The following is a 24998-nucleotide window of genomic DNA, read 5'->3' on the forward strand; positions in this document are numbered from 1 at the left end:
ATCAGTAGCGCTCGACGGCCGGCGGTGCGACGTAGGCGGAGCCGGACAGGCCGAGCGTCGCCTCGTAGATCTTCTTGTACGTGCCGTCCTTGACGTGGTTCTCGATCGACGTGTCGATGAAGTCACGGAGGGCCTTGTCGCCCTTGCTCAGGCCGACGCCGTAGGGCTCCTGGGTGAACGGCTGGCCGATCACCTTGAGCTTCTTCGGGTTCTGCGCCGCGTACCCCTTGAGGATCGCGTCGTCGGTGGTGACCGCGTCGACCTGCTTGGTCAGCAGTTCCTGGACGCAGTCGGAGTACTTGGCGAGCTCGGTGGTCTTGGCTCCGTACTTGGGCTTCTTGATCTCCTCAAGAGGCGTCGAGCCCTTGATCGAGCAGACCTTCTTGCCCTTCAGCGCGGTGGGTCCGGTGATACCCGTCTCGTCCTTGCGGACGAGCAGGTCCGCGCCGGCCTTGTAGTACGGGCCCGCGAACCCGACGAGCTTCTTGCGCTCGTCGTTGATGGTGTACGTACCGACGAAGTAGTCGACCTGACCCTTGGAGATCGCGGTCTCGCGGATGCCGGAGTCCACCGTCTTCCACTCGATCTGGTCCTTGCTGAAGCCGAGGTCGGCAGCGACCATCCTGGCGAGCTCGACGTCGAAGCCGGAGCGCTCCTTCGTCGACTGGTCCTCGAAGCCGAGGTACGGCTGGTCGGCCTTGGCGCCGATGACCAGCTTGCCGCGCTTCTGGGCCGCCTTGAGCGTCGGAGAGTCCAGAGTGACGTTCTTCGCGACCGTGTAGGCCGGGAGCTTGGGAGCGTCCTTGCCACCGGCCGGGTTGGCGGCCTGGTCGCCGGCGGAGCCCGACTTCCCGCCACAGGCGGTTCCGGTGAGGGCGAGGACGGCGATCGTCGCGAAGGCAGCGGACTTGCGGAACTTCATGGTGAACATCCCTTTTTTCGTCAGGCTCTGGAGCGTCAGTGGTGCAGGATCTTCGACAGGAAGTCCTTGGCGCGGTCACTGCGGGGGTTGCTGAAGAACTGGTCCGGGACGGCCTCTTCGACGATCTTTCCGTCGGCCATGAAGACGACCCGGTTGGCAGCGGAGCGCGCGAAGCCCATCTCGTGCGTGACGACCACCATCGTCATGCCGTCACGCGCCAGCTGCTGCATGACCTCCAGGACCTCGTTGATCATCTCGGGGTCGAGCGCCGAAGTGGGCTCGTCGAAGAGCATGACCTTGGGGTCCATCGCCAACGCCCGTGCGATCGCGACGCGTTGCTGCTGGCCGCCGGAGAGCTGCGAGGGGTACTTGTCGGCCTGTGTGCCGACACCCACCCGGTCGAGCAGCGCACGCGCCTTGTCCTCGGCGGCTTTCTTGTCGGTCTTGCGCACCTTGACCTGGCCCAGCATCACGTTCTGCAGAACCGTCTTGTGTGCGAAGAGGTTGAACGACTGGAAGACCATGCCGACGTCGGCGCGGAGCCTGGCCAGCTCGCGGCCCTCCTGGGGCAGCGGCTTCCCGTCAATGGTGATCGTGCCGGAGTCCACTGTCTCCAGGCGGTTGATGGTGCGGCACAGTGTGGACTTGCCGGACCCCGAGGGTCCGATGACGACCACGACCTCGCCACCGGCGATGGTCAGGTCGATGTCCTGGAGCACATGCAGCGCGCCGAAGTGCTTATTGACGTTGCTCAGTACGACCAGGTCGTCCGACACCGGTACAGAGTCTTCGGCGGACTTGGTCACTGGCACTCCGCTCATCGGCTGTTCGCTCCGTCCTCCTCGACCGCAAGGGCGGTCGTGGTTGGAAGGACAGTAATGAGACGTCACTACCAGCGTCATTACATCTGAGCGGAAATTGAGCATCACGATCTGGTTGCACGTGGGCACGGACCGGCCACTCCACGTGAACGAGTTCACGATCGGAATACCGGGTGCGTAACGGAACCCCCTCGGCGGGGGAAAGGGTCTTGACTGGTGCGGCGGCCATCGGCGTGGATGCCTGAGTACCTGTGGAAGATGGGTAGGTACGCCAGCGGACCGCAAACCGGTAGGGGGCTCATGAGACTGCTGCTCGTCGAGGACGACAACCACGTGGCCGCCGCCCTGTCCGCCGTACTGGCCAGGCACGGCTTCAAGGTCGTGCACGCCCGTAACGGCGAAGAGGCGCTACGGGCCCTGCTGCCCGCGGAGCAGGAGCCCTTCGGTGTCATCCTGCTCGACCTCGGGTTGCCCGACCTGGACGGGTACGAGGTCTGCGGCAAGATCCGCAAGCGCACCGCGACCCCGGTGATCATGGTGACGGCCCGCGCCGACGTGCGCTCCCGGATCCACGGGCTGAACCTCGGCGCCGACGACTACGTCGTCAAGCCGTACGACACGGGAGAACTGCTCGCCCGTATCCACGCCGTCAGCAGGCGCAAGACCGCAGGTGAGGACACCGGGCCGATTCCGGCGGCAGCCCTGCGCGTCGGGCCCGTCGAGATCCAGCTGCCCAACCGCCGGGTCAGCGTCGAGGGCAGCGAGATCCAGCTGACCCGCAAGGAGTTCGATCTGCTCGCGCTGCTCGCCCAGCGGCCCGGTGTGGTCTTCCGCCGGGAACAGATCATCAGCGAGGTGTGGCAGACCAGTTGGGAAGGGACCGGCCGCACCCTTGAGGTGCACGTGGCCTCCCTGCGTTCCAAACTGCATCTGCCCGCGCTGATCGAGACCGTGCGCGGCGTCGGCTACCGCCTCGTCGTCCCGGCCTCGGCCTGAGGCGCGTAACGGACCGTGCGCGCCCGGCTGCTTCCGCTGCTCATCGTCCTCATGGCCGGTGTGCTGCTCGCGCTCGGATTCCCGCTCGCGGTGAGCGTGGCCGCCGCCGAGCAGCAGAAAGTGGTCGTCGACCGGATCGACGACACCGCACGCATAGCGGAGGAAGCCCAGTTCGTCACCGAGATACCGGCCAGCGAGCAGGAGCGGCACGACACCCTCCAGGAGGAACTCGACCGGTACCGGGCGGTGTACGGGATCCAGGCCGGCGTCTTCTACCGCGACCGCCTCGCCATGGCGTCGGCCCCGCAGTCCTGGTCCGTACCGTCCGTCGGCGACGGCCGAACCGCCTTCGAGGAGGCGCTCGCCGGGCGGCGCAGCCGCGACCCCGGCCAGGTCTGGCCCTGGGAGCGCGGACGGCTCCTGGTCGCTTCGCCCGTCGTGCGGAACGGCGATGTGATCGCCGTGGTGGTCACCGACTCGCCGACCGGCCAGATGCGTTCACGTATCGTGCGCGGCTGGCTCGTGATCGCGGCCGGTGAGGCAGCCGCGATGCTGCTCGCGGTGGGGGCCGCCATCCGGCTCACCGGGTGGGTGCTGCTCCCGGTGCGGACCCTGGACGCCGCCACGCACGGCATCGCGACCGGGCTGATGAAATCGCGAGTGGCACCCGGTGGCGGCCCGCCGGAACTCCGCCGCCTGGCACGCTCGTTCAACGAGATGGCGGACAACGTCGAGGACGTGCTGGAGCAACAGCGCGCCTTCGTCGCCGACGCCTCCCACCAACTGCGCAACCCCCTTGCCGCGCTGCTGCTGCGGATCGAACTGCTCGCCTTCGAACTTCCCGAGGGCAACGAGGAGATCGCCTCCGTGCGTACGGAGGGCAAGCGCCTCGGTCAGGTGCTCGACGACCTGCTCGACCTCGCCCTCGCCGAGCACACCGCTGCCGAGTTGCGGGTCACCGACATCGCCGGGCTGGCAGCCGAGCGGGTCGCCTCCTGGCGTCCGGTCGCCGAGAGCAAGGGCGTCCGGATCGCTGAACAGGGCGCCCCCGCCGTGACCGCCTGGGCCGATCCCGTCGCGCTCTCCAGCGCCCTCGACGCCGTGATCGACAACGCGCTCAAGTTCACGCCCGAGGGGGAGGAAGTGAAGGTCACGGTCGCCTCTCACGGCTCCTCCTCCCGGATCACCGTCGCGGACGGCGGACCCGGACTCGGCCCGGACGAACTCGCCCGGATCGGCGACCGGTTCTGGCGCAGCAACCGGCACCAGAACGTCAAGGGCTCGGGCCTGGGCCTGTCCATCTCACGGGCGTTGCTCACCGCGGGCGGGGGCACGATCTCGTACGAACAGAACGAGCCGCACGGACTGCGGGTGACCGTGACGGTCCCGCGGATGTCCCCGCACCCCTGAGGCCGTTCCCGGTCGCGGCCCGGTGCGGAGTCGGGCCGGTGATCAAGGCTTGACGGACCGGTAGTAGCGGCGCGCACCCTCGTGCAGTTTCAGCGGGTCCGTGTAGATCGCGGTCCGGACGTCCACCAGTTGGGCCGCGTGCACCTGGCGTCCGATGCGGTCGCGGCTGAGGATCACGCTGCGGGTGAAGCCCTCGGTGAGCTTGGCGTCCTCCCGGTCCGTGGTGACCAGTACGTTCGCGACCGCGATGGTGGAAACCGGACCGCCGTTGCGGGCCTGGCGGTAGGCGTCGGCGGGCATGACGGCCGAGCGGTAGTAACGCGTGGTGCCACCGGCCGCGTGCAGCTTCGTCACCAGGTCGTCGAGCGGAACCAGTCGGATCGGGTGGCGTGCGGCAAGGTCGCGCACCGCGTCGGTCGGCAGGCCGCCCGACCAGAAGAAGGCGTCGATCTTGCCGGATTCCAGCAGGCCGGGACTGGTGTCGATGCCGGCGGGCACCGGTGTGATGTCCTTCTGCGGATCGAGTCCGGCGGCCCGTAGCGTGCGCTCCGCTATCAGCCGTACGCCCGATCCGGGCTGCCCCACGGCCACCCGCTTGTGGCGCAGGTCGCGCGTGCGCTGCACGGTGGAACCGTCGTCCACGACGAGTTGCGCGTAGTCGTCGTAGAGCCGCGCGCAGCCCCGCAGTCGATCGGCACCCGGCTTGCCGTCCTCGACGTACTTTGCGATCGCGTCGGCAGTGGCGATGGTGAAGTCCGCCTTCCCGGTCGCCACGCGGGCGAGGTTCTGCTGCGAGCCCTCGCTCGGCTGCAGTTCGATACGGACACCGGGCAGATCGTGCGCCAGCGTGGGCTTGAGCAGTTGTCCGTAGAGCTGGTAGACGCCGGTCCGCACCCCGGTGCTGAAGGTCACGGAACCCCGCGGGGACGACGGCCCGATGGGCAGCAGCCACCACATCAGCAGTCCGGAGACCACCAGCACGGCAGCTGCTCCCTGGAGGGCGCGGCGGCGGCTGATGCGGGAGAGTGCCTTGAACATGCGCGCGATCCTGCCAGTTCACGCCCACCGAGGAACAGGGATGAGGCGGGGCGGCTTCGGACCCGGGGCCCGGTCGGTGCGTATGCCGCCGGAATTATCAGGTCCGGATTGCGGCTGTCACTATGGAGTAACCGGACAGCAGACGATTGCTGCCGGAATGTGCCACGGAGGACAGAGTGACGTCGGGTCGAAGTGTCGGACAGATGATGTCGACGGATGTCGTGCGGGTGCAGCGTGGGACGTTCCTCAAGGAGATCGCCCGACTGCTCGCGGAGCACCACATCTCGGCCGTCCCGGTCGTGGACGACGAGGACCGTCCGGTCGGAGTCGTGTCGGAGGCCGATCTGCTCCGCAAGCAGCTGGGGCTGACCGCACTGCTGCCCGCGTTCCGGCAGGAGGACGATCACCACCAGAAGACCGAGGCGACCACGGCCGAGGGGCTGATGACCAGCCCGGCGGTGGTCGCGCACCCGGACTGGACGATCGTCGAGGCGGGCTGGCTGATGCAGGCCCGGAGGGTCAAGCGGCTGCCGGTGGTCGACGGTGGCGGGCGGCTGGTCGGAGTGATCAGCCGCAGCGATCTGCTGCACGTCTTCCTCCGTCGCGACCGCGCGATACAGGAGGAAGTACTCGAAGGCGTGCTGACCCGGACCCTGGGACTGTCCCCGTCGGCGATCACGGTCGATGTCGCCGACGGCCATGTCACGCTCAGCGGCGTCGTCGACCGCCGGAGCGTGATCCCGACGGCGGTCCGCCTCTGCCGCGGTGTCGACGGCGTGGTGGATGTCTCCGAGCGGCTGACGTACGACGTCGACGACAGCCGCGCGACCGACGACAGCCGGACCCCGCACGAACGCCCGTAGCCGCGCTGTTCCACCGGGCCGCCGTGTCGCGGCCCTGCCGTGGCCGCGCCTGCCGCGTTCACGGCCGGGGCAGGAGCTTTCCCCGGTACCGCCTACCCTGGTGACATGACCGCGCAGGACGCCCTGAACCGAAGTTACGAGATCCGCACCTACGGCTGCCAGATGAATGTCCACGACAGCGAACGGCTGTCAGGACTTCTGGAGGACGCCGGGTACGTCCGCGCGCCGAAGGACGCGGACGGGGACGCCGATGTCGTCGTCTTCAACACGTGCGCGGTGCGGGAGAACGCAGACAACAAGCTGTACGGCAACCTCGGCCGGCTCGCCCCGATGAAGACCCAGCGGCCCGGCATGCAGATCGCGGTCGGTGGCTGCCTGGCCCAGAAGGACCGGGACACCATCGTCCGGCGGGCACCCTGGGTCGACGTCGTCTTCGGTACGCACAACATCGGCAAGCTGCCGGTACTGCTGGAGCGGGCCCGGATCCAGGGCGAGGCCCAGGTCGAGATCGCCGAATCCCTGGAGGCCTTCCCGTCCACGCTGCCCACCCGTCGCGAGAGCGCGTACGCCGCGTGGGTGTCGATCTCCGTCGGGTGCAACAACACCTGCACCTTCTGCATCGTCCCCGCCCTGCGCGGCAAGGAGAAGGACCGCAGGCCCGGCGACATCCTCGCCGAGATCGAGGCACTGGTCGACGAGGGCGTCTCCGAGGTGACGCTGCTCGGACAGAACGTCAACGCCTACGGCTCGGACATCGGTGACCGCGAGGCGTTCTCCAAGCTGCTGCGCGCCTGCGGGAAGATCGAGGGCCTCGAACGGGTCCGCTTCACCTCGCCGCACCCGCGTGACTTCACGGACGACGTGATCGCGGCCATGGCCGAGACGCCGAACGTGATGCCGCAGCTCCACATGCCGATGCAGTCCGGCTCGGACACGGTCCTGAAGGCGATGCGCCGTTCCTACCGGCAGGAGCGCTTCCTCGGGATCATCGACAAGGTGCGTGCCTCGATTCCGCACGCCGCGATCTCCACCGACATCATCGTGGGCTTCCCCGGCGAGACCGAGGAGGACTTCCAGCAGACCCTGCACGCGGTCCGCGAGGCGCGCTTCGCGCAGGCCTTCACCTTCCAGTACTCCAAGCGTCCGGGCACCCCGGCCGCCACCATGGACGGCCAGGTCCCCAAGGAGGTCGTGCAGGAGCGCTACATGCGGCTGTCGGCCCTCCAGGAGGAGATCTCCTGGGCGGAGAACAAGAAGCAGGTCGGCCGCACGCTGGACGTCATGGTCGCCGAGGGCGAAGGGCGCAAGGACGGCGCGACGCACCGGCTGTCCGGACGGGCGCCCGACAGCCGACTGGTCCACTTCACCAAGCCGGACGCCGAGGTGCGGCCCGGTGACGTGGTGACGGTGGAGATCACGTACGCGGCCCCGCACCATCTGCTGGCCGAAGGGCCGACCACGACGGTGCGGCGCACCCGCTCCGGGGACGCCTGGGAGAAGCGGACCGCCGCCGCGTCGGCGAAGCCCGCGGGTGTGATGCTCGGGCTGCCCGGCATCGGCGCACCGGCACCGCAGCCGGCCGCGACCGGGGGCTGTGGCTGCGACTGAGGCCCGGTCGCGGACGGGCGGCGGTCCTCGCGGCGTGAGCCGCGCGGCCTCGCGTCGTCCGGTGTGCGCACCGTGACTCCGCCGTCTCCCGGGGTGCCATCCGGCCGGGCACGCGCCCGGTACAGCCCCTGTGGGCGGGTTGCCGCGGGTCGCTAGGCTGCGGGGCATGCTCGTAGCCGCCGCTGTCTGTCCCTGCCCACCGCTGCTCGTGCCCGAGGTGGCCGCCGGTGCGGCGCCCGAGCTCGACGGCGCGCGGGCCGCCTGCCTCGACGCGGTCCGGAGGCTCGCCGCGGCCCGGCCCGACCTGCTGATCGCCGTGGGCCCCACCGACGACCCCGGTCAGGGGCCCTATCCGCAGGGGGCCACCGGCTCCTTCAGAGGCTTCGGCGTGGACCTGGGAGTACGGCTGGGGGCCTCGGACACCGAGCCCGGACAGGAGCTTCCGCCGTCGTTGTCCGTGGCCGCGTGGCTGCTCGCCCGTGCCGAGTGGACGGCGGCGCCGGTGGAGGCGCTGGGCGTGACCGAAACACTCGCGACCGACCGTTGTCTGGCCGCCGGCCGGCAGCTCGCCGCTCGCGCCGAACGGGTCGCGCTCCTGGTGATGGGTGACGGCAGTGCCTGCCGCACACTGAAGGCCCCCGGCTACCTCGACGACCGCGCCACCGGGTTCGACGCGGACACCGCGCGGGCGCTGGGCGCGGCGGACACGGCCGCGCTGAAGACGCTGGACGCCACTCTCGCGTACGAGCTGAAGGCCGCGGGCCGCGCCCCCTGGCAGGTACTGGCAGGCGCCGCCGAGGGCACGGAACCGGGTGGACAACTGCTGTACGACGACGCCCCCTACGGCGTCGGGTACTCCGTCGCCGCCTGGGCCTAGCCCCCGGTCCGGGCGGACGGACACACGCGGCGGACGGACACAGCGGCGGGCGGACACATGCGGCGGGCGGACACATGCGGCGGGCGGCCGTGGAGCGCTGTGCTCCACGGCCGCCCGCCGCATCTCCGTTCAGGAGGCAGGAGGCGGCGTGGGGCCGCCGTCGTCCTTGTGCGAGAGGCGGTCCAGGGCCTCCTTGGCCTTGCCCGTGCCCGACTCGATCTTGTCGCTGTACTTGCCCTTGGTCTTGGAGTCGACCGTCTGAGCGGCCTTGTCCAGCCCCTGCCCGATCTTGTCCCCGTGCTGCTGCGCGAGGTCCGAGACCTTGTCCTTGGCGGGCGCGAGTTTGGCTTTCAGGTTGTCCAGGAATCCCATGGTGGGCCTACTTCCCTCTTGTGGGCGACCTACTTGCGAACGCCCTCACCGGCTTCGTTGTCGGCTGCCGCAGCGGCAGACTGCTGCCGGGGAATCTCGACCTCCCCGGCAGAGCGGACCGCGGCGCCCTCCGCCGGTTCACCCACCTGAGGCTCCCCGGTCTCGCCCTCCGGCGTGGGCTCCGCCGTCGGGGCAATGGCCTCAGTCTCCCCGGCAAGCTCCTCGGCAGCGACTTTCGACTTTCGGCGAAACACTGAAAAAATACCCATATTCACTCCATAACGTACTCGTCTGAGCGGTATTCCGCGCCGTCCGGAGCGCCTGAGTGCGCCGCCCGGGGCGCCGGTCCGCGAACCGGCAGTCGGAACCTCGGAACCGGAACCGGAACCTCGCAACAGGAAACGAACCCGGCCAGCCGTCTGTCACGTAACTCATTCGGGGACAGGGCCGGGGGTTTGCGAGACTGAGGGGGTGAGAAGTGCAGCTCCCGCAGCGCGGGTCATCGCCGTCGTCGGTCCCACCGCGGCCGGAAAGTCCGACCTGGGCGTCTTTCTCGCCCGGCATTTCGACGGCGAGGTCGTCAACGCCGACTCCATGCAGCTCTACCGGGGGATGGATATCGGGACAGCCAAACTGACGCTGGAAGAGCGCGGCGGCGTCCCGCACCACCTCCTCGACATCTGGAGCGTGACCGAGGCGGCCAGCGTCGCCGAGTACCAGCGGCTGGCCCGCGCGGAGATCGACCGGCTCCTCGCCGCGGGCCGCACCCCGGTTCTGGTGGGTGGCTCCGGGCTGTATGTCCGAGGGGCCATCGACGCCCTGGAGTTCCCCGGCACCGACCCGGACGTACGGGCGCGGCTGGAGGCGGAACTGGAGCAGCACGGACCTGGCGCGCTGCACGTCCGGCTGGCCGCCGCCGACCCGGAGGCCGCCGTGGCGATCCTGCCGAGCAACGGCCGCCGTATCGTCCGGGCGCTGGAAGTGATCGAGATCACCGGCAAGCCCTTCACCGCCAACCTTCCCGGACCCGATCCGGTCTACGACACCGTGCAGATCGGCGTCGATGTCGCCCGTCCGGAGCTGGACGAGCGCATCGCCCTGCGCGTCGACCGGATGTGGGAGGCCGGGCTGGTGGACGAGGTGCGCACGCTGGAGGCTCAGGGCCTCCGTACGGGGCGTACGGCGTCGCGCGCGCTCGGGTACCAGCAGGTGCTCGCGGCCCTCGCGGGGGAGTGCACCGAGGAGGAAGCGCGCACCGAGACCGTACGCGCCACCAAGCGCTTCGCGCGCCGTCAGGATTCATGGTTCCGCCGTGATCCACGGGTGCAGTGGCTCAGCGGGGCCGCCGCGGACCGCTCGGAACTTCCGCGGCGCGCCCTGGCGTTGGTCGAACGGGCGGTCACAGCCTGATCACGTGACGAGAGATCGATTGCGTAGCGGGAAGCACTCCCTGGGCTTTATCGAAGCAGGCCAGAGAGTGTTTCTGACGGGAGAGCTGCTGTGATGCCTGCGGGTAGGGCAGCGGGCCAGCCTGCTGATTCCTTCGGAAATCTTCGTGCCGTTGGGGACGTTCGCCTGCGCTATCAATGCCGGGGGCGTGGCGCCGCGGGTGAACGTGCAGAACGGGTAGAGCTTCAGGACTGCGTCCGCGTCGGTGTCCCTGACGAGCTTCGCGACCTGGGCGCAATAGCCGCCGATCAAGCATCTCGAGCGTTCTGATCGTTCGGGTTCCTCCTGTCCTGGGCCGTCTTCGCCGCCGTCCTGCTCGTCTTGCATTCCGGGGTCGTGGCGGAAGGCCGCCATGTCGCACGTCCGCCGGGCACTGGTCATTGCTGCGTGTCTGTTCCTGCTGCGAGGTTTCCAGGACGGGCCCGCGACCGAGCCCGGTAACGGAACCCGAAGGAGCGATATGAGACGACGGCGACCCCGCTCACTCATCATCATCGGCACCGCGGTGATGGCCGCTGCGGCCCTCGGCATCGGGCAGCCGACCATCGCCGCCGCGGCACCGCACGGTCCAGGTGCCGACGGTCCGGCGACCAGCGGCCCTCGGGTGCCCTTCTCCGCGGCGTCGCCCGCTGACAGCGATCTGTATCAGCCACCCACGGACGACAAGGGTTTCAAGCCGCTGGATGCCACGGCGCCCGCCGGCCGGAGTTCGGAGAAGCTCGGCGCCCACGACACCCAGGTGCTGCAGCAGGCGCAGGCCACCAAGGCCAAGACCGTGACGGTGATGCTGCTCGCGGACTCCGGCAACACCAAGGAGGTGTCCGCCGCCGTCGCCAAAGCCGGCGGGACAGTCGGCAAGGTCCAGCCGGAGATCGGCTACGTCCGGGCCACCGTTCCGACCGGCAAGGTACAGAGTTTGGCTGCGCTCCCGGTGGTGAAGGCCATCGATCTCGACAAGACCTACCGCGTGCCGAGCCCGCAATTGGGCAACGCCGTAAGCCCGGTCGATGCCAAGGCCGGCGCCGCTCACCCGGCGGCGCCGAACGCGACCACCCCTGCCGACAATCCGTACCTGCCGGTCAACGACATCGGGGCCACCGATTTTGTCGCGGCAAACCATAAGTCGGATGGACGCGGCATCACCGTCGGGGTGCTCGACACCGGCGTCGACCTCGATCACGCAGCCCTTCAGAAGACCAGCGACGGTCGGCCGAAGGTGGTCGACTGGGTGACGGCCACCGATCCGGTGACGGATGGCGACGGAACCTGGGTGCAGATGAGCAAGGCGGTGACGGGCCCCCGGTTCGACTACGCCGGGGCCACCTGGACGGCCCCGGAAGGAAAGTTCCAACTCGGCCTGTTCTACGAGATGGCCACCACCCAGAGTGATTTCGGTGGCGACCTCAACAACAACGGCAGTACCAACGACCGGTTCGGCGTGCTGTACGACCCGCAGACCCACCAGGTGTGGGTGGACTCCGACGGCGACCACGACTTCACCGATACGCCGGCGATGTCGCCCTACGGCCGGCAACGGCAGATCGGCCATTTCGGCACCGAGGATCCGCAGACCGCCGTCACCGAACGGATTCCGTTCGTCGTGGAATACCGCGACAACGTCGACCTGTCGCCACTGGGCGGCAGCAACGTCGGCAAGGTGATGAACTATGTGAACATCGGGTTGCCGTCGGGGGCGCACGGTTCGCACGTCGCCGGGATCATCGCCGGTACATCTCTGCTCGGCGGCGCGATGCACGGTGTGGCTCCCGGCGCGCAGATCGTCTCGTCCCGGGCCTGCACCTGGGGCGGCGGCTGCACCGAGGCGGCCCTCACCGAAGGGATGATCGACCTGGTCGTCAATCGCGGCGTCGACGTGGTGAACCTCTCGGTCGGCGGGTTGCCGGCGCTCAACGACGGATCCGACGTGATATCCCAGCTGTACAACAAGCTGACCAGCCGCTTCGGCGTGCAGATCGTGGTGGCGGCCGGTAACGAGGGCGCGGGCACCAATACCGTTGGCTCCCCGTCCGTCTCCTCCTCGGTGCTGGCTGTTGCGGCGTCGGTGAGCAAGAAGACCTGGTGGGCCGACTACGGTTCCGCGGTCGATGCACCGCAAGGTCTGTTCGGGTTCTCCTCGCACGGCCCGTCCGAGGACGGCGCGCTCGCACCCGCGGTCAGCGCCCCGGGAGCGGCGGTCTCCTCGATCCCCGGCTGGCTGGAAGGGCAGGCCGTGCCGGAGGCGGGCTACTCCCTGCCGGTCGGCTACAGCATGATGAACGGCACCTCGATGGCAGCACCTCAGGTGACGGGGGCCGCGGCCCTGCTGTTGTCGGCGGCGAAGTCCCGGAACGTCGAAGCCGGTCCGACGGCGCTCCGCTCCGTGCTCACCGGAACGGCGACGCCGATCGACGGTGTGCCGACCACTGCCCAGGGTGCCGGACTGGTCAACATTCCGGCAGCCTGGAAGATGCTTTCGAAGGGCGTGCGGACCAACAACTTCGACGTCTCCGCCCCGGTGTGCACGGCGCTGTCAGGCAATCTGGCCACGCCGAACAGGGGCGCCGGGATCTACAACCGGTGCCTGCCCGGGTCGGGTGGCCAGCCGGTCGGGACCGACAAGTCGTACCGGGTGACGGTGACGAGGACCAACGGGAAGGCAGGGCACACCACGAGCCGGATCGGCTGGGTCGGCAACGACGGCACGTTCCGGGCACCGAAGACCCTGTCGTCGACTCTCGGCGCCTCGAACACGGTGACGGTGACCGCCACTCCGAAGACGACCGGCGTGCACAGCGCGATCATGACCATCGATGATCCGACCACGACCGGCATCGACCGGTTCGTAGCGGTGACGGTCTTGGCGGCGAAACCGCTGAGCGGCCCGACGTACCAGGTCAGGAAGGCCGGAACCTTGGGCCGCACCGGAACGACCTCGTTCCTGGTTGCGGTGCCGGAAGGTGTCGAGGCCCTGCAACTGAACCTGGCGGGACAGGCCGAGGGCAGCCAGATGCGAGTCCTGCCCGTCGATCCCGACGGGATCCCGGCCGACTCCAACGCCAGCGATCACTGCTACACCGGCTACCCCGACCCGGCCGGATGCGATCCGAAGTCCAGGGCCGTGCTGCGACCGAAGGCGGGCATCTGGGAGTTCGTGGTCGAAGCGCGACGGACCTCGAGCGTTGCTCACAATCCCTTTACGGCAACGGTCGCCCTGCAGGGAATGTCGTTCGCGCCTGACGTGACGACCCTGCAGTCGGCCACCGTGCACCAGAAGGAGTCGGTCCAGTTCACCGGGACGAACACTTGGGGCACGGCGAAGCTCCACGCCACTGACGGTGAGCTCGGGTTCGTCAGGAACCTGTTCTCCACCGTCGCCAACGGACAGCTCACGTCGAATCGTGTCGACGTGCCGCGGCAGTCGACGCGACTGGACGTGGCGCTGACGTCCCGCGCCGACGATGCCGATCTCGACATGTACATCGTCGGTGCCCGCGGCATCGTGGGCACCAGCATGAACATCGGGCCCGGTGTCGAGCGGATCGTCCTGGACGATCCGGCGCCCGGCACCTACTTCGTGGTGGTGACCGGCGCCGACGTCCCATCAGGGCCGGCGACCTTCGACTATCACGAGGAGATGTTCTCCCGCGGTATCGGCACCATAGCTGCCACGTCCGACAAGGCGTCCCTGCTGAGGCCGGGGCAGTCGATGCCGGTGGCCGCCGGCATCGACCTGAGCGCGGTCACCCAGACGACCGAGCCCGTCATCGGCCGGGTCCGAGTTGCGAACGCCGACGGCACGATCGTGGGTGCTGCGACGGTCCGGATCAACAGCGTTGTCGCGCCGAAGATGGAGGCGCTGAAGTGGGAAAAGCCTTTCGTCGGCGCGAAACTCACCAACAACGGCACGGTCGCCGGCGATCGGCAGGTCAACGCGAAGATGACGCCAACCACCTGGACCAAGGACGCGGGTTTCACCGACTTGAACCTCGGCACGGGGGCGTACGGCTCAGCGCTGGACATGAACGAGCGGCAGGAAGCGGCCGGGATGCTCCACTACAAGGATGGGAGCGACCGTCCAGCAACGTGGGCAGCCGACGGCAATGTGACTGATCTCGGGCTGCCGGAGTGGCGGGAGAAGGCGTACAGCAGCGGATATGCCACCGGCATCAGCGACGGAGGCACCGTCGTCGGGTTCGCGAGCCTTGAGTATCAGGATGAGAACAGTCAGGGACACACCTACGTCGACCCGTTCAGCTGGACCAAGACCGGCGGATTCACCAAACTGGCTCAGCTGTCGGCCAACACCACGGAAACCCAGCCGAGGGCGATCAACGCCCAAGGGGTTGCGGTCGGGTCGTCGCTCACCACCGAAGGTGCGCAACGGGCCGTCAGCTGGAATACCTCGACCGGCAGGGTCACGAATCTCGGTACCCTTTCGGGGCAGTCCAATTCGGTGGCCCTCGGGGTCAACGCGGCCGGCTCGGTGGTCGGCGCCAGCGGGGACGACGCGTTCGTCTGGACGCCGTCGGCCGGCATGAAACGCCTGCCGGACTACGGATTCAACGCCACGGCGGAGAAGATCACCAGCGACGGCTGGATCCTCGGTACGGTGGAGCTGCAGCCCGATTTCGAGGTCGCGGCACTGTGGGATCCGCAGGGTCGGCTGTGGGATCTGTCGTCGATGATTCCCGGCAATGACTGGTTCCTGCCGACCTATTCCTTTGGCATCAACGACCAGCACGATCTGATGATCTACGGCGAGGGCGGGCCCAAGGGCTCGTCGTCGAGCACCGTTCTGCTGCACATTCCGGATCTGATCGCCAAATAGATCCGAACAGCTCTTCTGCACCAACCGCGACCGTGGCCGGCCCGAGGCGACTCAGAGCCAGCCACGGTCGCGTGCGTACCAGCCGAGAAGGATCCGGGAGTCGGTGCCGGCCATGTCCATCAGATGCCGGACCCGACGCTGAACTGTCCGCAGCCCGACGCCGAGCCGGGTCGCCACCACCCCGTCAGTGTGCCCGGCGAGCAACAAGGCCAACACCTTCCGGTCCATGGGATCGCTCAGGGCGTCCTCGGACGCCGGATACGGCTCGATCCGCCGTCCCGGAGCCTCCCGCAGCTGGATCGAACGCTCCCACAACGACTCGAACAGCGTCGTCAGGGACGTGAGCAGGCCGCCGGGCCGCACCACCACCACGACATCGTGGGACGGACCGCCTTCGTCGAGTTGCACCAGGGCCATCGAATCGTCGGCGATCAGCAACTTGCTCGGCAGCGTCTCGGCCAGTCGGATCTGCTGGCCGCGGTCCAGGGACGCCAGTAGATCCTGCTCGGTCTCCGGTTCATCGAGCAGCGACCGCTCGATGATCACCCGCTCGGCCAACCCGCGGACGGCCAACTCCTTCTCCGAGTCGGTTTCCGCGACACCGACCACTTCGAACGGCGGTTTGGCGAACAATCGCAGCTCTCGTTCGGTGGCGCGCATCAGATGATTGATCCAGCCACCGATGTTCGCGCGTCCGTGGATCACCTCGAGGCCGCGGAACTCTTCCTGTTGACGGATCGACCGATGATGATCGGCGAGTTCGTCCAGCGCCGCGCGGGCCATTCTGGCGTCCCTCTCGCTCTTGGCGACCAGGTCGCCAAGAGTCAGCAAAGGGGAAACCGCGGTGAGCGTGCCGCCGCTGGCGTCGACCAAGCCACGCGAGATGAGTGTCCCGATGGACGCGGTGACGGATTCGACGGTCAGCCCGGTGGCCTCGACGAGTTCATCCGGTTGGATCGCCAGCTGCGCGACGATCGCCCGATACACAGATTCCGGGGCATCCGTAAGGCCGACGCCGGACAACGACCCGGGTGGGATCTGTATGGCGGGGTCGGTATCCATGATGCTCGACAGTATCGCCCGGGGCTGCCGGACGGTTGTCCGGTGGGCCTGTTCACGCCGGGGGAGTCCGTCCCGCCGGGCCTTCCTCGACTCCGGTCTGCCGCAGGCGGGCCTCGACGGCCGTGTGGAGCTCGGTCAGGCGCGCTCGATGGCGGCGTCCTGGGTGGGGAAGCCGGACTCGTCGGTCTGTTTGCCCCAGGTGTTGCGGAACCGGATCGCGTAGAGGTGCGGGCAGCTCGACGGCCGGCGGCACTCGCAGGGCTCGAAGAAGCTCCCCCTACCCCGCGCAAGCTTGTTCGACATGATGGAGAGGGCCTTTCTTCGGGCCGGTCGCGACCGGTCAATCGGGCGCTGACCTGGGGCTATTGCTGACTCGCTTACCAGCAGCACGCGCCTGACCTGCGTAAACCCTAAAGCGGGGCTATAACAGCCTGATCACGTGATGGCATCGGGACGCTCCGCCCGTCAATTCGGGCTCTGACGGCGTGCCATCATCGATCTGCGATCGACAAGTGGAGTCCGAGTGGGGAGGGCGCGTGGCGATGGAGGCCGGCCCTCGCGACAGAGAACACGGAACCCCGGACGAGGCGGCGCAGCTGAGCCCCGACGGGCCCGATGCGCTGGACATCACCGAAGTGGCCCCCGAGGTCGAGGTCGAGCTGCGCCCCCAGCGGCGGCTCCGGATCTGGCAGATCGCGCCGATCGTGGTGCTCGCCGCCGTCGGATCGCTGATGTTCGCGTTCCCCCTCGCCTTCGAATTCGGTGACGGCGGACCCGTGGTCGCGATGCTGGGGCTGCTGATCAGCTGCTGCGCCGCGGGCTGGGGCATGATGGCCGCCCGGCGCGTCGGCTACGCCTGGCCGGGTCTGCCGGCCAGAGGCTCCGGGGTGCGGCCGGACTGGCGCGTGGTGGGGCTCTACGTGGTCACCTTCTGCGTGGTCGTGGCGCTCGCCGTCGGCCGGGTGGCCCGGCTGCGCTGAACCGGCGCCGTCACCCCGGTCCGTCCTCACCTCGTACGATGGACCCTGTGAGCACCTCGCAGATCGCCTTCCTCAAGGGCCACGGGACCGAGAACGACTTCGTGATCATCCCCGACCCGGACAACGCCGTCGCCCTGCCCGCATCCACGGTCGCCGTCCTGTGCGACCGCAGGGCCGGCATCGGCGGCGACGGTCTGCTGCATGTCGTACGGTCCGCCGCGCATCCCGAGGCGCGAGCGATGGCGGACGAGGCCGAGTGGTTCATGGACTACCGCAACAGCGACGGCTCGATCGCCGAGATGTGCGGCAACGGGACCCGCGTCTTCGCCCACTACCTCCAGCGGGCCGGACTGGTGGCCGACGGAGACCTGGCCGTGGCGACCCGGGGCGGCGTGAAGAAGGTCCACCTCGCGAAGAACGGCGACATCACGGTCTCCATGGGACGTGCCGTACTCCCCGCCGACAGCGCCACCGTCACGGTCGGCGGCCGGAGCTGGCCCGCGCGCAACGTCAACATGGGCAATCCGCACGCCGTCGCCTTCGTCGACGATCTGGTGCACGCCGGAGACCTGCTCTCCGCGCCGCCGGTCAGCCCGGAGTCCGTCTATCCGGACGGCGTCAACGTCGAGTTCGTCGTGGACCGCGGCGCGCGTCACGTGGCCATGCGGGTGCACGAGCGCGGCTCGGGCGAGACGCGCTCCTGCGGTACGGGCGCCTGCGCCGTGGCCGTCGCCGCGGCCCGTAGGGACGGCGTCGATCCGGCGGTCACCGGGGCCCCCGTGACGTACACGGTCGACCTCCCCGGCGGGCGCCTGGTGATCACCGAGCTGCCGGACGGTGAGATCGAGATGACGGGTCCGGCCGTGATCGTCGCCGAAGGCACACTCGACCCCGCGTTCCAGGAAACGGCTCTCTCCTAGGACCTGTTCCGGTCAAGGCCGACCGGACCGGAACACGTTCGCAACGCCGCGGCCCAACACACCAGAAGCGGCCGGGCGGGCTGAACTTTCGAAACACGCCCCGGACTTCGCTCGAATGGGTGATCAGTTTCACGCTGGGCGAGAGCGGGCGGGCACCGCGTGGTGGGCTCGATAGCATCAAGCACCGGCCCGGAACGCGCAATCGCAGCCAGTCCACCGCCGGTCGACACTGCCGGAGGTGCCCATGAGTGCAGAGGCCGCCAGCCCCAACGGTGCGTCCCCGGACTTCCGTCCGGCCGACACCCCGGGCCGTCGGCGCGGGCGGGCCAGGATCGATCTGCGCAGGCTGGGCCGCGCCGCGCTGTTCGGGCCCGCCTCGCGAGGCGGTCTGCCCGACGCCATCGGACATGTCGCCGAAGCCCACCGGGCGCACCACCCCGACGCCGATCTCGCCGTACTGCGCCGGGCGTACGTACTCGCCGAGTCGTCGCACCGCGGCCAGATGCGCAAGAGCGGCGAGCCGTACATCACGCACCCGCTCGCCGTGACCCTGATCCTCGCCGAACTGGGCGCGGAGACCACGACCTTGACCGCTTCCCTGCTCCACGACACCGTCGAGGACACCGAGGTGACGCTCGACCAGGTACGTACGGGATTCGGCGACGAGGTCTGCTATCTCGTCGACGGCGTGACCAAACTGGAGAAGGTCGACTACGGGGCCGCCGCCGAACCCGAAACCTTCCGGAAGATGCTCGTCGCCACCGGCGATGACGTCCGGGTCATGTCGATCAAGCTCGCCGACCGGCTGCACAACATGCGCACCCTGGGTGTGATGCGCCCCGAGAAACAGGCGAGGATCGCCAAGGTCACCCGCGACGTGCTGATCCCGCTCGCGGAACGGCTCGGTGTGCAGGCGCTCAAGACCGAGCTGGAGGACCTGGCCTTCGCGATCCTGCGTCCCGAGGAGTACGAACTCACCCGCGCCCTCATCGCCGCGCAGTCCACCGCGGGGGATCCCCTCGGTGCGATGGCGGACGAGGTCAGACAGGTCCTGCGGGAAGCCGGCATCGCGGCCGAAGTCCTCATCAGACCACGGCACTTCGTCTCCGTTCACCGGATCAGGATCAAGCGCGGGGAGCTGCGCCCCACCGACTTCGGCAGGATCCTGGTGCTCGTCGGCGAGGATGCCGACTGCTATGCGGTACTGGGGGAACTGCACACCTGTTTCACCCCGGTGATCTCGGAGTTCAAGGACTTCATCGCCGCCCCCAAGTTCAACCTCTACCAGTCGTTGCACACGGCGGTCGCCGGCTCCGACGGGGCCGTCGCCGAAGTCCTCATCCGTACGCACCAGATGCACAAGGTCGCGGAGGCCGGGGTCGTCGCCCTGGGCAATCCTTATGCGCCGGCCGACGGCGCCCAGCCCGCCGACGACACCGCGGACGGCGTACGCGCCGACCCCACACGTCCCGGCTGGCTCTCCCGGCTCCTCGAATGGCAGGAGTCCGCCCCCGATCCGGACACGTTCTGGACCACACTGCGGGCGGATCTGGCGCAGGACCGGGAGATCACCGTGTTCCACGCCGAGGGCGGGACGCTGGGGCTGCCGGCCGGCGCCAGTTGCGTGGACGCGGCGTACGCCCGGTACGGCGAGGGGGCGCACTCCTGTATCGGCGCACGGGTCAACGGGCGCCTTGCCACGCTCAGTACGGTGCTCGGCGACGGTGACACCGTCCAGTTGCTGCTCGCCGGTGACGCCGCTTCCGGTCCCTCGCCGGACTGGCTCGGCCATGTGCGTACACCCGGCGCGCGTATCGCGATCACCAGCTGGCTCGCCGAACATCCGGAGGGCGCCGCCGTACCGGCGACGGCGCCCAGGCCGACCGCCTCCGTGACCGGCGGCGCGGTGCGCCGGGCGGCAGCGGGTGCCGTCGTGGACGTGCCGAACACGACGGTGCGGCTGGCCGGTTGCTGCACGCCGGTGCCGCCGGACGCCGTCACCGGCTTCACGGTGCGTGGCGGCGTCGTCACCGTGCACCGCGACGGATGCCCCTCGGTCACCCGGATGCTGGCCCTGGGACGGTCCCCCGTCGCGGTGAACTGGGGTGCAACCGGCGACTGCAGGGTCACCCTGATCGCCGAGGCGTTCGGACGGCCCCGGCTCTTCGCCGATCTCACCGAGGCCATCGCCACCGCCGGTGTCGCGGTGGTCTCGGCCACCGTGGAGCCCCCCACCGAGCAGCGCGTGCGGCACACCTACACCCTGCAACTTCCGGACGCCGCCGGACTTCCCGCCCTGATGCGTTCCATGCGCGACGTGCCCGGCGTGTACGACGTGAGCCGGGCCCAGCATCCGGCCACCGCCTGACCACCCGTTCGGGTGGCCCGGCACGGTCTGACGGGGTGCGTGGTCCCTGCGCTGGTAGCCGTAATTCATGCTGTTCAACTCCCGGCGCCCGCGAGCCGTCATGCTGGCGGCCGCCTCGGCAGCCCTCGTCGCCGCCGCCCTGCCCGCGCCCGTACCCCTCGGTATCGGCGACCCGCTCTTTCCGTATCTGGGCAACCCCGGGTACGACGTCCTCTCGTACGACATCGGTCTCACCTACCCGGGCAGCAACAACAAACCGCTGGAGGCGGTCACCCGTATCGACGCGCGGGCCACCGCGCCGCTGGACCGCGTCAACCTCGACTTCGCCCGCGGCACCGTGCGCTCCGTCGAGGTGAACGGTGCGCGTGCCCGGTTCGCCACGGCGGGCGAGGACCTGGTCGTGACACCGGCCGAGGCGGTACCGGCGGGCGGGCGGCTGCGGATCACCGTGCGGCACACCAGCGATCCGCGCGGTGCGTCGGACAGCGGCTGGGTGCGGACGGCCGACGGACTGGCCATGGCCAACCAGGCGGACGCGGCCCACCGGGTCTTCCCCTGCAACGACCACCCCTCCGACAAGGCGTTCTTCACCTTCCGGGTGACCGCGCCCAAGAAGCTGACCGTCGTCGCCAACGGCCTGCCCGGACCCCGGACCACCCACGGGGCCGACACCACCTGGACCTATCGGACGCGCCACCCCATGGCCACCGAGCTGGCCCAGGTCTCGATCGGCGACTCGGCCGTGATCCACCGGGCGGGGCCGCACGGGCTGCCGGTGCGCGACGTCGTACCGGCGGCGGACCGGCAGAAGCTGGAACCCTGGCTGAAGAAGACGCCGGGCCAACTGGCGTGGCTGGAGTCGAAGGCAGGGCCCTACCCCTTCGAGACGTACGGCGTCCTCATCGCAGACACGGACACCGGCTTCGAGCTGGAGACCCAGACACTGTCGCTCTTCGAGCGGTCGCTGTTCACGCGCTCCTCCTACCCGGAGTGGTACGTCGACTCGGTCATGGTCCATGAGCTCGCCCACCAGTGGTTCGGCGACAGCGTCTCGCCGCACCGCTGGTCCGACCTGTGGCTCAACGAGGGCCATGCCACCTGGTACGAGGCGCTCTACGCGGACGAGCACGACGGCAAGTCGCTGGATGAACGGATGCGCGACGCCTACCGCGATTCCGACGGCTGGCGTGCCTCCGACGGCCCGCCCGCCGCACCCGAGCCGCCCGTACCGGGGCAGAAGATCAGCATCTTCCGCCCCGTCGTCTACGACGGCAGTGCTCTCGTGCTCTACGCACTGCGCAAGGAGATCGGCACCGCAGCCTTCGGGACGCTGGAGCGCACCTGGGCGAGTACGTACCGCGACAGGTCGGCCACCAGCGCCGACTTCGCCGCGCTGGCGTCGCGGATCGCCGGACGGGACCTGTCCGGCTTCTTCCGGAGCTGGCTGTACGCGAAGAAGACCCCGCCGATGCCCGGCCACCCGGACTGGCGGAGCGCGCCGCCGAAGCCGGTGGGCAAGCGATGAAATCCTGGTGACGGCGGTGCCGGACCGTGCCACTATCGACGGGTCGGCGGCGCTGCCGGGCCCGGTGGGACCTTCGGGAATCATCGGCGCCGGTCACGCGTTGTGACTGTTGAACGAAACTTCCATCGGCTTCGACGTAGGGATCCAATGACCTCCTCTTCCTCCACTTCCCAGGACGCGCACGAGCAGGACGCGCAGAGCTTCAACGAAAGCCTTCGGGCCGATGCCCTGATGGAAGAGGACGTCGCCTGGAGCCACAAGATCGACGGGGAGCGGGACGGCGATCAGTACGACCGCTCGGAGCGTGCTGCCCTGCGGCGCGTGGCCGGTCTCTCCACCGAGCTGGAGGACGTCACCGAGGTCGAGTACCGGCAGCTGCGCCTGGAGCGTGTGGTGCTGGTGGGCGTCTGGACCTCAGGGACCGCCCAGGACGCGGACAACTCCCTCGCGGAGCTCGCCGCTCTCGCCGAGACGGCCGGTGCGCTGGTCCTCGACGGAGTCGTCCAGCGCCGCGACAAGCCCGACCCGGCCACCTACATCGGCTCGGGCAAGGCCCAGGAGCTGCGGGACATCGTGCTCGAAACAGGTGCCGACACCGTCGTGTGCGACGGTGAACTCAGCCCTGGCCAGCTGATCCATCTGGAAGATGTCGTCAAGGTCAAGGTCGTCGACCGTACGGCACTGATCCTCGACATCTTCGCCCAGCACGCCAAGTCCCGTGAGGGCAAGGCCCAGGTCGCGCTCGCACAGATGCAGTACATGCTGCCGCGTCTGCGTGGCTGGGGTCAGTCGCTCTCCCGGCAGATGGGTGGTGGCGGTTCGGGGTCGGCGGGCGGCGGAATGGCGACCCGTGGTCCCGGTGAGACCAAGATCGAGACGGACCGGCGACGGATCCGCGAGAAGATGGCGAAGATGCGCCGGGAGATCGCGGAGATGAAGACCGGCCGCGACATCAAGCGGCAGGAGCGCAAGCGCCACAAGGTGCCGTCGGTCGCCATCGCCGGGTACACGAACGCCGGGAAGTCCTCGCTGCTCAACCGCCTCACGGGTGCGGGCGTACTGGTGGAGAACTCCCTGTTCGCCACCCTGGACCCGACGGTCCGCAAGGCCGAGACGCCCAGCGGCAGGCTCTACACCCTGGCGGACACGGTCGGATTCGTCCGGCACCTGCCGCACCACCTCGTCGAGGCGTTCCGCTCCACCATGGAAGAGGTCGGCGAATCCGACCTGATCCTCCATGTCGTGGACGGCTCGCACCCGGCGCCGGAGGAGCAGCTCGCCGCCGTGCGTGAGGTGATCAGGGACGTCGGCGCGACCGACGTGCCGGAGATCGTGGTGGTCAACAAGGCGGACGCGGCCGATCCGCTGGTGCTGCAGCGGCTGCTGCGTATCGAGCGGCACGCCATTGCTGTCTCGGCCCGTTCGGGCCAGGGCATCGCGGAGCTGCTCGCGTTGATCGACGAGCAACTGCCCCGGCCCCAGGTCGAGGTGGAGGTGCTCGTGCCGTACACGCAGGGACAGCTCGTCGCCCGTGCGCACACCGACGGCGAGGTGATCTCCGAGGAGCACACCCCGGAGGGCACGTTGCTGAAGGCGCGGGTGCACGAGGAGCTGGCCGCCGATCTGGCGCCGTACCTTCCGGTCGCGCACTGACATCGCGGTTCACCGCACCGGACCGAAGGCCCGTCCCCGGCGATTTCCCGGGGGCGGGCCTTCGGTCCGTTCAGCAGCCGTTCAGTGGTCCTCTGCTGCGCTCTACCGGCCGGCGAACCTGGTGCTCATGGCCTTGTAGAGCTGTTCCGCGCCCTGGCCGAGACGCGGCCCCGCGAGCCAGCCCGAAGTGACCGGTCCGATCGAGGTGTTGGAGACCAGCTCCGACTTCCCGTTCTTCCCGGTGATGAACCAGCCGCCGCCGGACGAGCCGCCGGTCATGGTGCATCCGATGCGCCACATCGTCGGTGTGCCGGGGCTGATGGACAGTCGTCCCGGCCGGTCGACGCACTTGTTCATCAGCTGCCCGTCGAACGGCGGAGCCGCCGGGTAGCCCCAGGCGCCCATCGCCGAGATGTCCTTGGCCTCCGGGGCGTTGAAGTCGACTGCCAGCGCATTGCCGACGGTCTCTTCGAGCGACTTGCCGCCGTTCTCCGGCTTCACGTGCAGAAGCGCGTAGTCGTACGGCGCCCCCCGGCCGCCGGTCGGGCCGCCGTCGTTGATCCACGCATTGGAGGTCATGGCCCAGTCGGCCCAGTAGGTGCCGTACGGGGCTATCTCCTGCTGTCGTGCGGTGCGCAGCTGGGCGACCGACCTGCCCTGGTCGTTGTACGACGGAACGAACATGATGTTCCGGTACCAGCCGCCCTTGCCGCCCGCGTGGACACAGTGACCGGCGGTCCACACGAGGTTGGACCTGCCCGGGTTCTTCGGGTCCTTGACGACGGTTCCCGAGCAGACCATGGAACCTTCGGGGGAGTCGAAGAAGACCTTGCCCACGGGCGCCGCGTACCGGTGGTACGGGTGCTTCTCCTCCTGCGCTTTCACCGGCGCGGGTTCCGGGTCGGTGACGTTCTGGTCGCCGGAGATGTCGCGAGCGTCCATCGTCTTCTGCGGATCCTTGGCCTGCTTCATGCGGTCGGGCTTCCACAGGTCTTTGACCACAGGATTGACGAAGTCCTTGGCACTACGCAGCCACTTGTCCTTGTCCCAGTTCTTCCACTCGCCGTTCTGCCATTTTTCCGGGTCGAGGCCGTGCTTCTTCAGGGTGTCGGCCAGATCTGCTGCGGTACCGGCCTTGGCACCGGCGGGCGCGGAAGCGACGGGTTTGTCGGCCGCCGAGCCGGATGCCTTGTCGTCGCCCCCGCCACAGGCGGTCGCCGTCAGCGCCAGGGCCGCGGCGATACCGGTGGCAGTGAGGATCGGACGGATGGATCGCATGGAGTTGTTCCCCCTGGGGGTGTCTGGT

The 24998-nt window shown here is 69.0% G+C and carries 19 protein-coding genes; 12 read left to right on the top strand and 7 right to left on the bottom strand.

Features of this window, described 5'->3' with window-relative positions:
* Position 1: 1 nt before the first annotated feature.
* Together OG709_RS27325 and OG709_RS27330 are read right to left on the bottom strand one after the other, a co-directional pair.
* Positions 2-922, bottom strand: coding sequence for a glutamate ABC transporter substrate-binding protein (locus OG709_RS27325; RefSeq protein WP_250304861.1), 921 nt, complete (start codon positions 920-922; stop codon positions 2-4).
* 35 nt (positions 923-957) lie between these two features.
* Positions 958-1743 carry an amino acid ABC transporter ATP-binding protein gene (locus OG709_RS27330; protein WP_250304860.1) on the bottom strand — a complete coding sequence of 262 codons (786 nt, stop codon included), beginning with the start codon at positions 1741-1743 and terminating at the stop codon, positions 958-960.
* Positions 1744-2043: 300 nt separating this feature from the next.
* On the opposite strand from OG709_RS27330, the gene OG709_RS27335 reads away from it, so the two are divergent.
* Both OG709_RS27335 and OG709_RS27340 read left to right on the top strand, forming a co-directional pair.
* Positions 2044-2739, top strand: a complete 696-nt coding sequence (locus tag OG709_RS27335; protein ID WP_250304859.1) for a response regulator transcription factor — start codon at positions 2044-2046, stop codon at positions 2737-2739.
* 15 nt (positions 2740-2754) lie between these two features.
* Entirely contained in the window at positions 2755-4149 is a 1395-nt protein-coding gene (locus tag OG709_RS27340) for a sensor histidine kinase (protein ID WP_250304858.1), read from the top strand.
* A 42-nt stretch (positions 4150-4191) separates the two neighbouring features.
* Here OG709_RS27340 and OG709_RS27345 read toward each other — a convergent pair whose 3' ends face one another.
* Positions 4192-5187 (bottom strand): TAXI family TRAP transporter solute-binding subunit, encoded by a 996-nt coding sequence (locus OG709_RS27345; protein WP_250304857.1) that lies wholly within the window; start codon positions 5185-5187, stop codon positions 4192-4194.
* Between the two features lie 203 nt (positions 5188-5390).
* Between OG709_RS27345 and OG709_RS27350 the strand changes: the two genes are divergently transcribed.
* From OG709_RS27350 to OG709_RS27360, 3 genes are all read left to right on the top strand, one after another.
* The gene (locus tag OG709_RS27350) at positions 5391-6050 is read left to right on the top strand and encodes a CBS domain-containing protein (protein WP_250304856.1); all 660 of its coding nucleotides are present in this window, start codon (positions 5391-5393) and stop codon (positions 6048-6050) included.
* Between the two features lie 105 nt (positions 6051-6155).
* A complete protein-coding gene (gene miaB, locus OG709_RS27355) occupies positions 6156-7658 on the top strand; it encodes a tRNA (N6-isopentenyl adenosine(37)-C2)-methylthiotransferase MiaB (protein WP_250304855.1) in 1503 nt (500 codons plus the stop codon).
* Between the two features lie 166 nt (positions 7659-7824).
* Entirely contained in the window at positions 7825-8535 is a 711-nt protein-coding gene (locus tag OG709_RS27360; RefSeq protein WP_326693877.1) for a class III extradiol dioxygenase subunit B-like domain-containing protein, read from the top strand.
* Between the two features lie 129 nt (positions 8536-8664).
* Here the strand turns inward: OG709_RS27360 and OG709_RS27365 are convergent, their stop codons facing one another.
* Entirely contained in the window at positions 8665-8907 is a 243-nt protein-coding gene (locus OG709_RS27365) for an antitoxin (protein WP_250304845.1), read from the bottom strand.
* A 471-nt stretch (positions 8908-9378) separates the two neighbouring features.
* Between OG709_RS27365 and miaA the strand changes: the two genes are divergently transcribed.
* Positions 9379-10317 carry a tRNA (adenosine(37)-N6)-dimethylallyltransferase MiaA gene (gene miaA / locus OG709_RS27370; protein WP_250304844.1) on the top strand — a complete coding sequence of 313 codons (939 nt, stop codon included), beginning with the start codon at positions 9379-9381 and terminating at the stop codon, positions 10315-10317.
* 778 nt (positions 10318-11095) lie between these two features.
* Positions 11096-15184 (top strand): S8 family serine peptidase, encoded by a 4089-nt coding sequence (locus tag OG709_RS27375; protein ID WP_329167926.1) that lies wholly within the window; start codon positions 11096-11098, stop codon positions 15182-15184.
* A gap of 51 nt (positions 15185-15235) precedes the next feature.
* Here OG709_RS27375 and OG709_RS27380 read toward each other — a convergent pair whose 3' ends face one another.
* A complete protein-coding gene (locus OG709_RS27380; RefSeq protein ID WP_329167928.1) occupies positions 15236-16246 on the bottom strand; it encodes a hypothetical protein in 1011 nt (336 codons plus the stop codon).
* Positions 16247-16381: 135 nt separating this feature from the next.
* Complete coding sequence (locus OG709_RS27385; RefSeq protein WP_250304841.1) at positions 16382-16549, bottom strand: hypothetical protein; 168 nt, start codon at positions 16547-16549, stop codon at positions 16382-16384.
* A gap of 239 nt (positions 16550-16788) precedes the next feature.
* On the opposite strand from OG709_RS27385, the gene OG709_RS27390 reads away from it, so the two are divergent.
* From OG709_RS27390 to hflX, 5 genes are all read left to right on the top strand, one after another.
* Positions 16789-17226 carry a hypothetical protein gene (locus tag OG709_RS27390; RefSeq protein ID WP_250304853.1) on the top strand — a complete coding sequence of 146 codons (438 nt, stop codon included), beginning with the start codon at positions 16789-16791 and terminating at the stop codon, positions 17224-17226.
* 47 nt (positions 17227-17273) lie between these two features.
* A complete protein-coding gene (gene dapF / locus OG709_RS27395) occupies positions 17274-18146 on the top strand; it encodes a diaminopimelate epimerase (RefSeq protein ID WP_250304840.1) in 873 nt (290 codons plus the stop codon).
* 244 nt (positions 18147-18390) lie between these two features.
* Positions 18391-20514 (top strand): RelA/SpoT family protein, encoded by a 2124-nt coding sequence (locus tag OG709_RS27400; RefSeq protein ID WP_250304839.1) that lies wholly within the window; start codon positions 18391-18393, stop codon positions 20512-20514.
* A gap of 67 nt (positions 20515-20581) precedes the next feature.
* Positions 20582-22039, top strand: coding sequence for a M1 family metallopeptidase (locus OG709_RS27405; RefSeq protein WP_250304838.1), 1458 nt, complete (start codon positions 20582-20584; stop codon positions 22037-22039).
* A 147-nt stretch (positions 22040-22186) separates the two neighbouring features.
* Positions 22187-23692, top strand: coding sequence for a GTPase HflX (hflX, locus tag OG709_RS27410; RefSeq protein WP_250304837.1), 1506 nt, complete (start codon positions 22187-22189; stop codon positions 23690-23692).
* 102 nt (positions 23693-23794) lie between these two features.
* Here hflX and OG709_RS27415 read toward each other — a convergent pair whose 3' ends face one another.
* Entirely contained in the window at positions 23795-24970 is a 1176-nt protein-coding gene (locus OG709_RS27415) for a trypsin-like serine peptidase (protein WP_250304836.1), read from the bottom strand.
* Positions 24971-24998: the final 28 nt, after the last annotated feature.

It is taken from the genome of Streptomyces sp. NBC_01267 (assembly GCF_036241575.1).
In the GTDB taxonomy this organism is placed as follows: Bacteria; Actinomycetota; Actinomycetes; order Streptomycetales; family Streptomycetaceae; genus Streptomyces.

What these genes read in the sequence shown, in the direction of transcription:
- OG709_RS27325 (WP_250304861.1), bottom strand. Translation starts at nt 922, where the DNA reads ATGAAGTTCCGCAAGTCCGCTGCCTTCGCGACGATCGCCGTCCTCGCC.
- OG709_RS27330 (WP_250304860.1), bottom strand. Translation starts at nt 1,743, where the DNA reads ATGAGCGGAGTGCCAGTGACCAAGTCCGCCGAAGACTCTGTACCGGTG.
- OG709_RS27335 (WP_250304859.1), top strand. Translation starts at nt 2,044, where the DNA reads ATGAGACTGCTGCTCGTCGAGGACGACAACCACGTGGCCGCCGCCCTG.
- OG709_RS27345 (WP_250304857.1), bottom strand. Translation starts at nt 5,187, where the DNA reads ATGTTCAAGGCACTCTCCCGCATCAGCCGCCGCCGCGCCCTCCAGGGA.
- OG709_RS27350 (WP_250304856.1), top strand. Translation starts at nt 5,391, where the DNA reads ATGATGTCGACGGATGTCGTGCGGGTGCAGCGTGGGACGTTCCTCAAG.
- miaB (WP_250304855.1), top strand. Translation starts at nt 6,156, where the DNA reads ATGACCGCGCAGGACGCCCTGAACCGAAGTTACGAGATCCGCACCTAC.
- OG709_RS27360 (WP_326693877.1), top strand. Translation starts at nt 7,825, where the DNA reads ATGCTCGTAGCCGCCGCTGTCTGTCCCTGCCCACCGCTGCTCGTGCCC.
- OG709_RS27365 (WP_250304845.1), bottom strand. Translation starts at nt 8,907, where the DNA reads ATGGGATTCCTGGACAACCTGAAAGCCAAACTCGCGCCCGCCAAGGAC.
- OG709_RS27380 (WP_329167928.1), bottom strand. Translation starts at nt 16,246, where the DNA reads ATGGATACCGACCCCGCCATACAGATCCCACCCGGGTCGTTGTCCGGC.
- OG709_RS27385 (WP_250304841.1), bottom strand. Translation starts at nt 16,549, where the DNA reads ATGTCGAACAAGCTTGCGCGGGGTAGGGGGAGCTTCTTCGAGCCCTGC.
- OG709_RS27390 (WP_250304853.1), top strand. Translation starts at nt 16,789, where the DNA reads ATGGAGGCCGGCCCTCGCGACAGAGAACACGGAACCCCGGACGAGGCG.
- OG709_RS27400 (WP_250304839.1), top strand. Translation starts at nt 18,391, where the DNA reads ATGAGTGCAGAGGCCGCCAGCCCCAACGGTGCGTCCCCGGACTTCCGT.
- OG709_RS27405 (WP_250304838.1), top strand. Translation starts at nt 20,582, where the DNA reads ATGCTGTTCAACTCCCGGCGCCCGCGAGCCGTCATGCTGGCGGCCGCC.
- hflX (WP_250304837.1), top strand. Translation starts at nt 22,187, where the DNA reads ATGACCTCCTCTTCCTCCACTTCCCAGGACGCGCACGAGCAGGACGCG.
- OG709_RS27415 (WP_250304836.1), bottom strand. Translation starts at nt 24,970, where the DNA reads ATGCGATCCATCCGTCCGATCCTCACTGCCACCGGTATCGCCGCGGCC.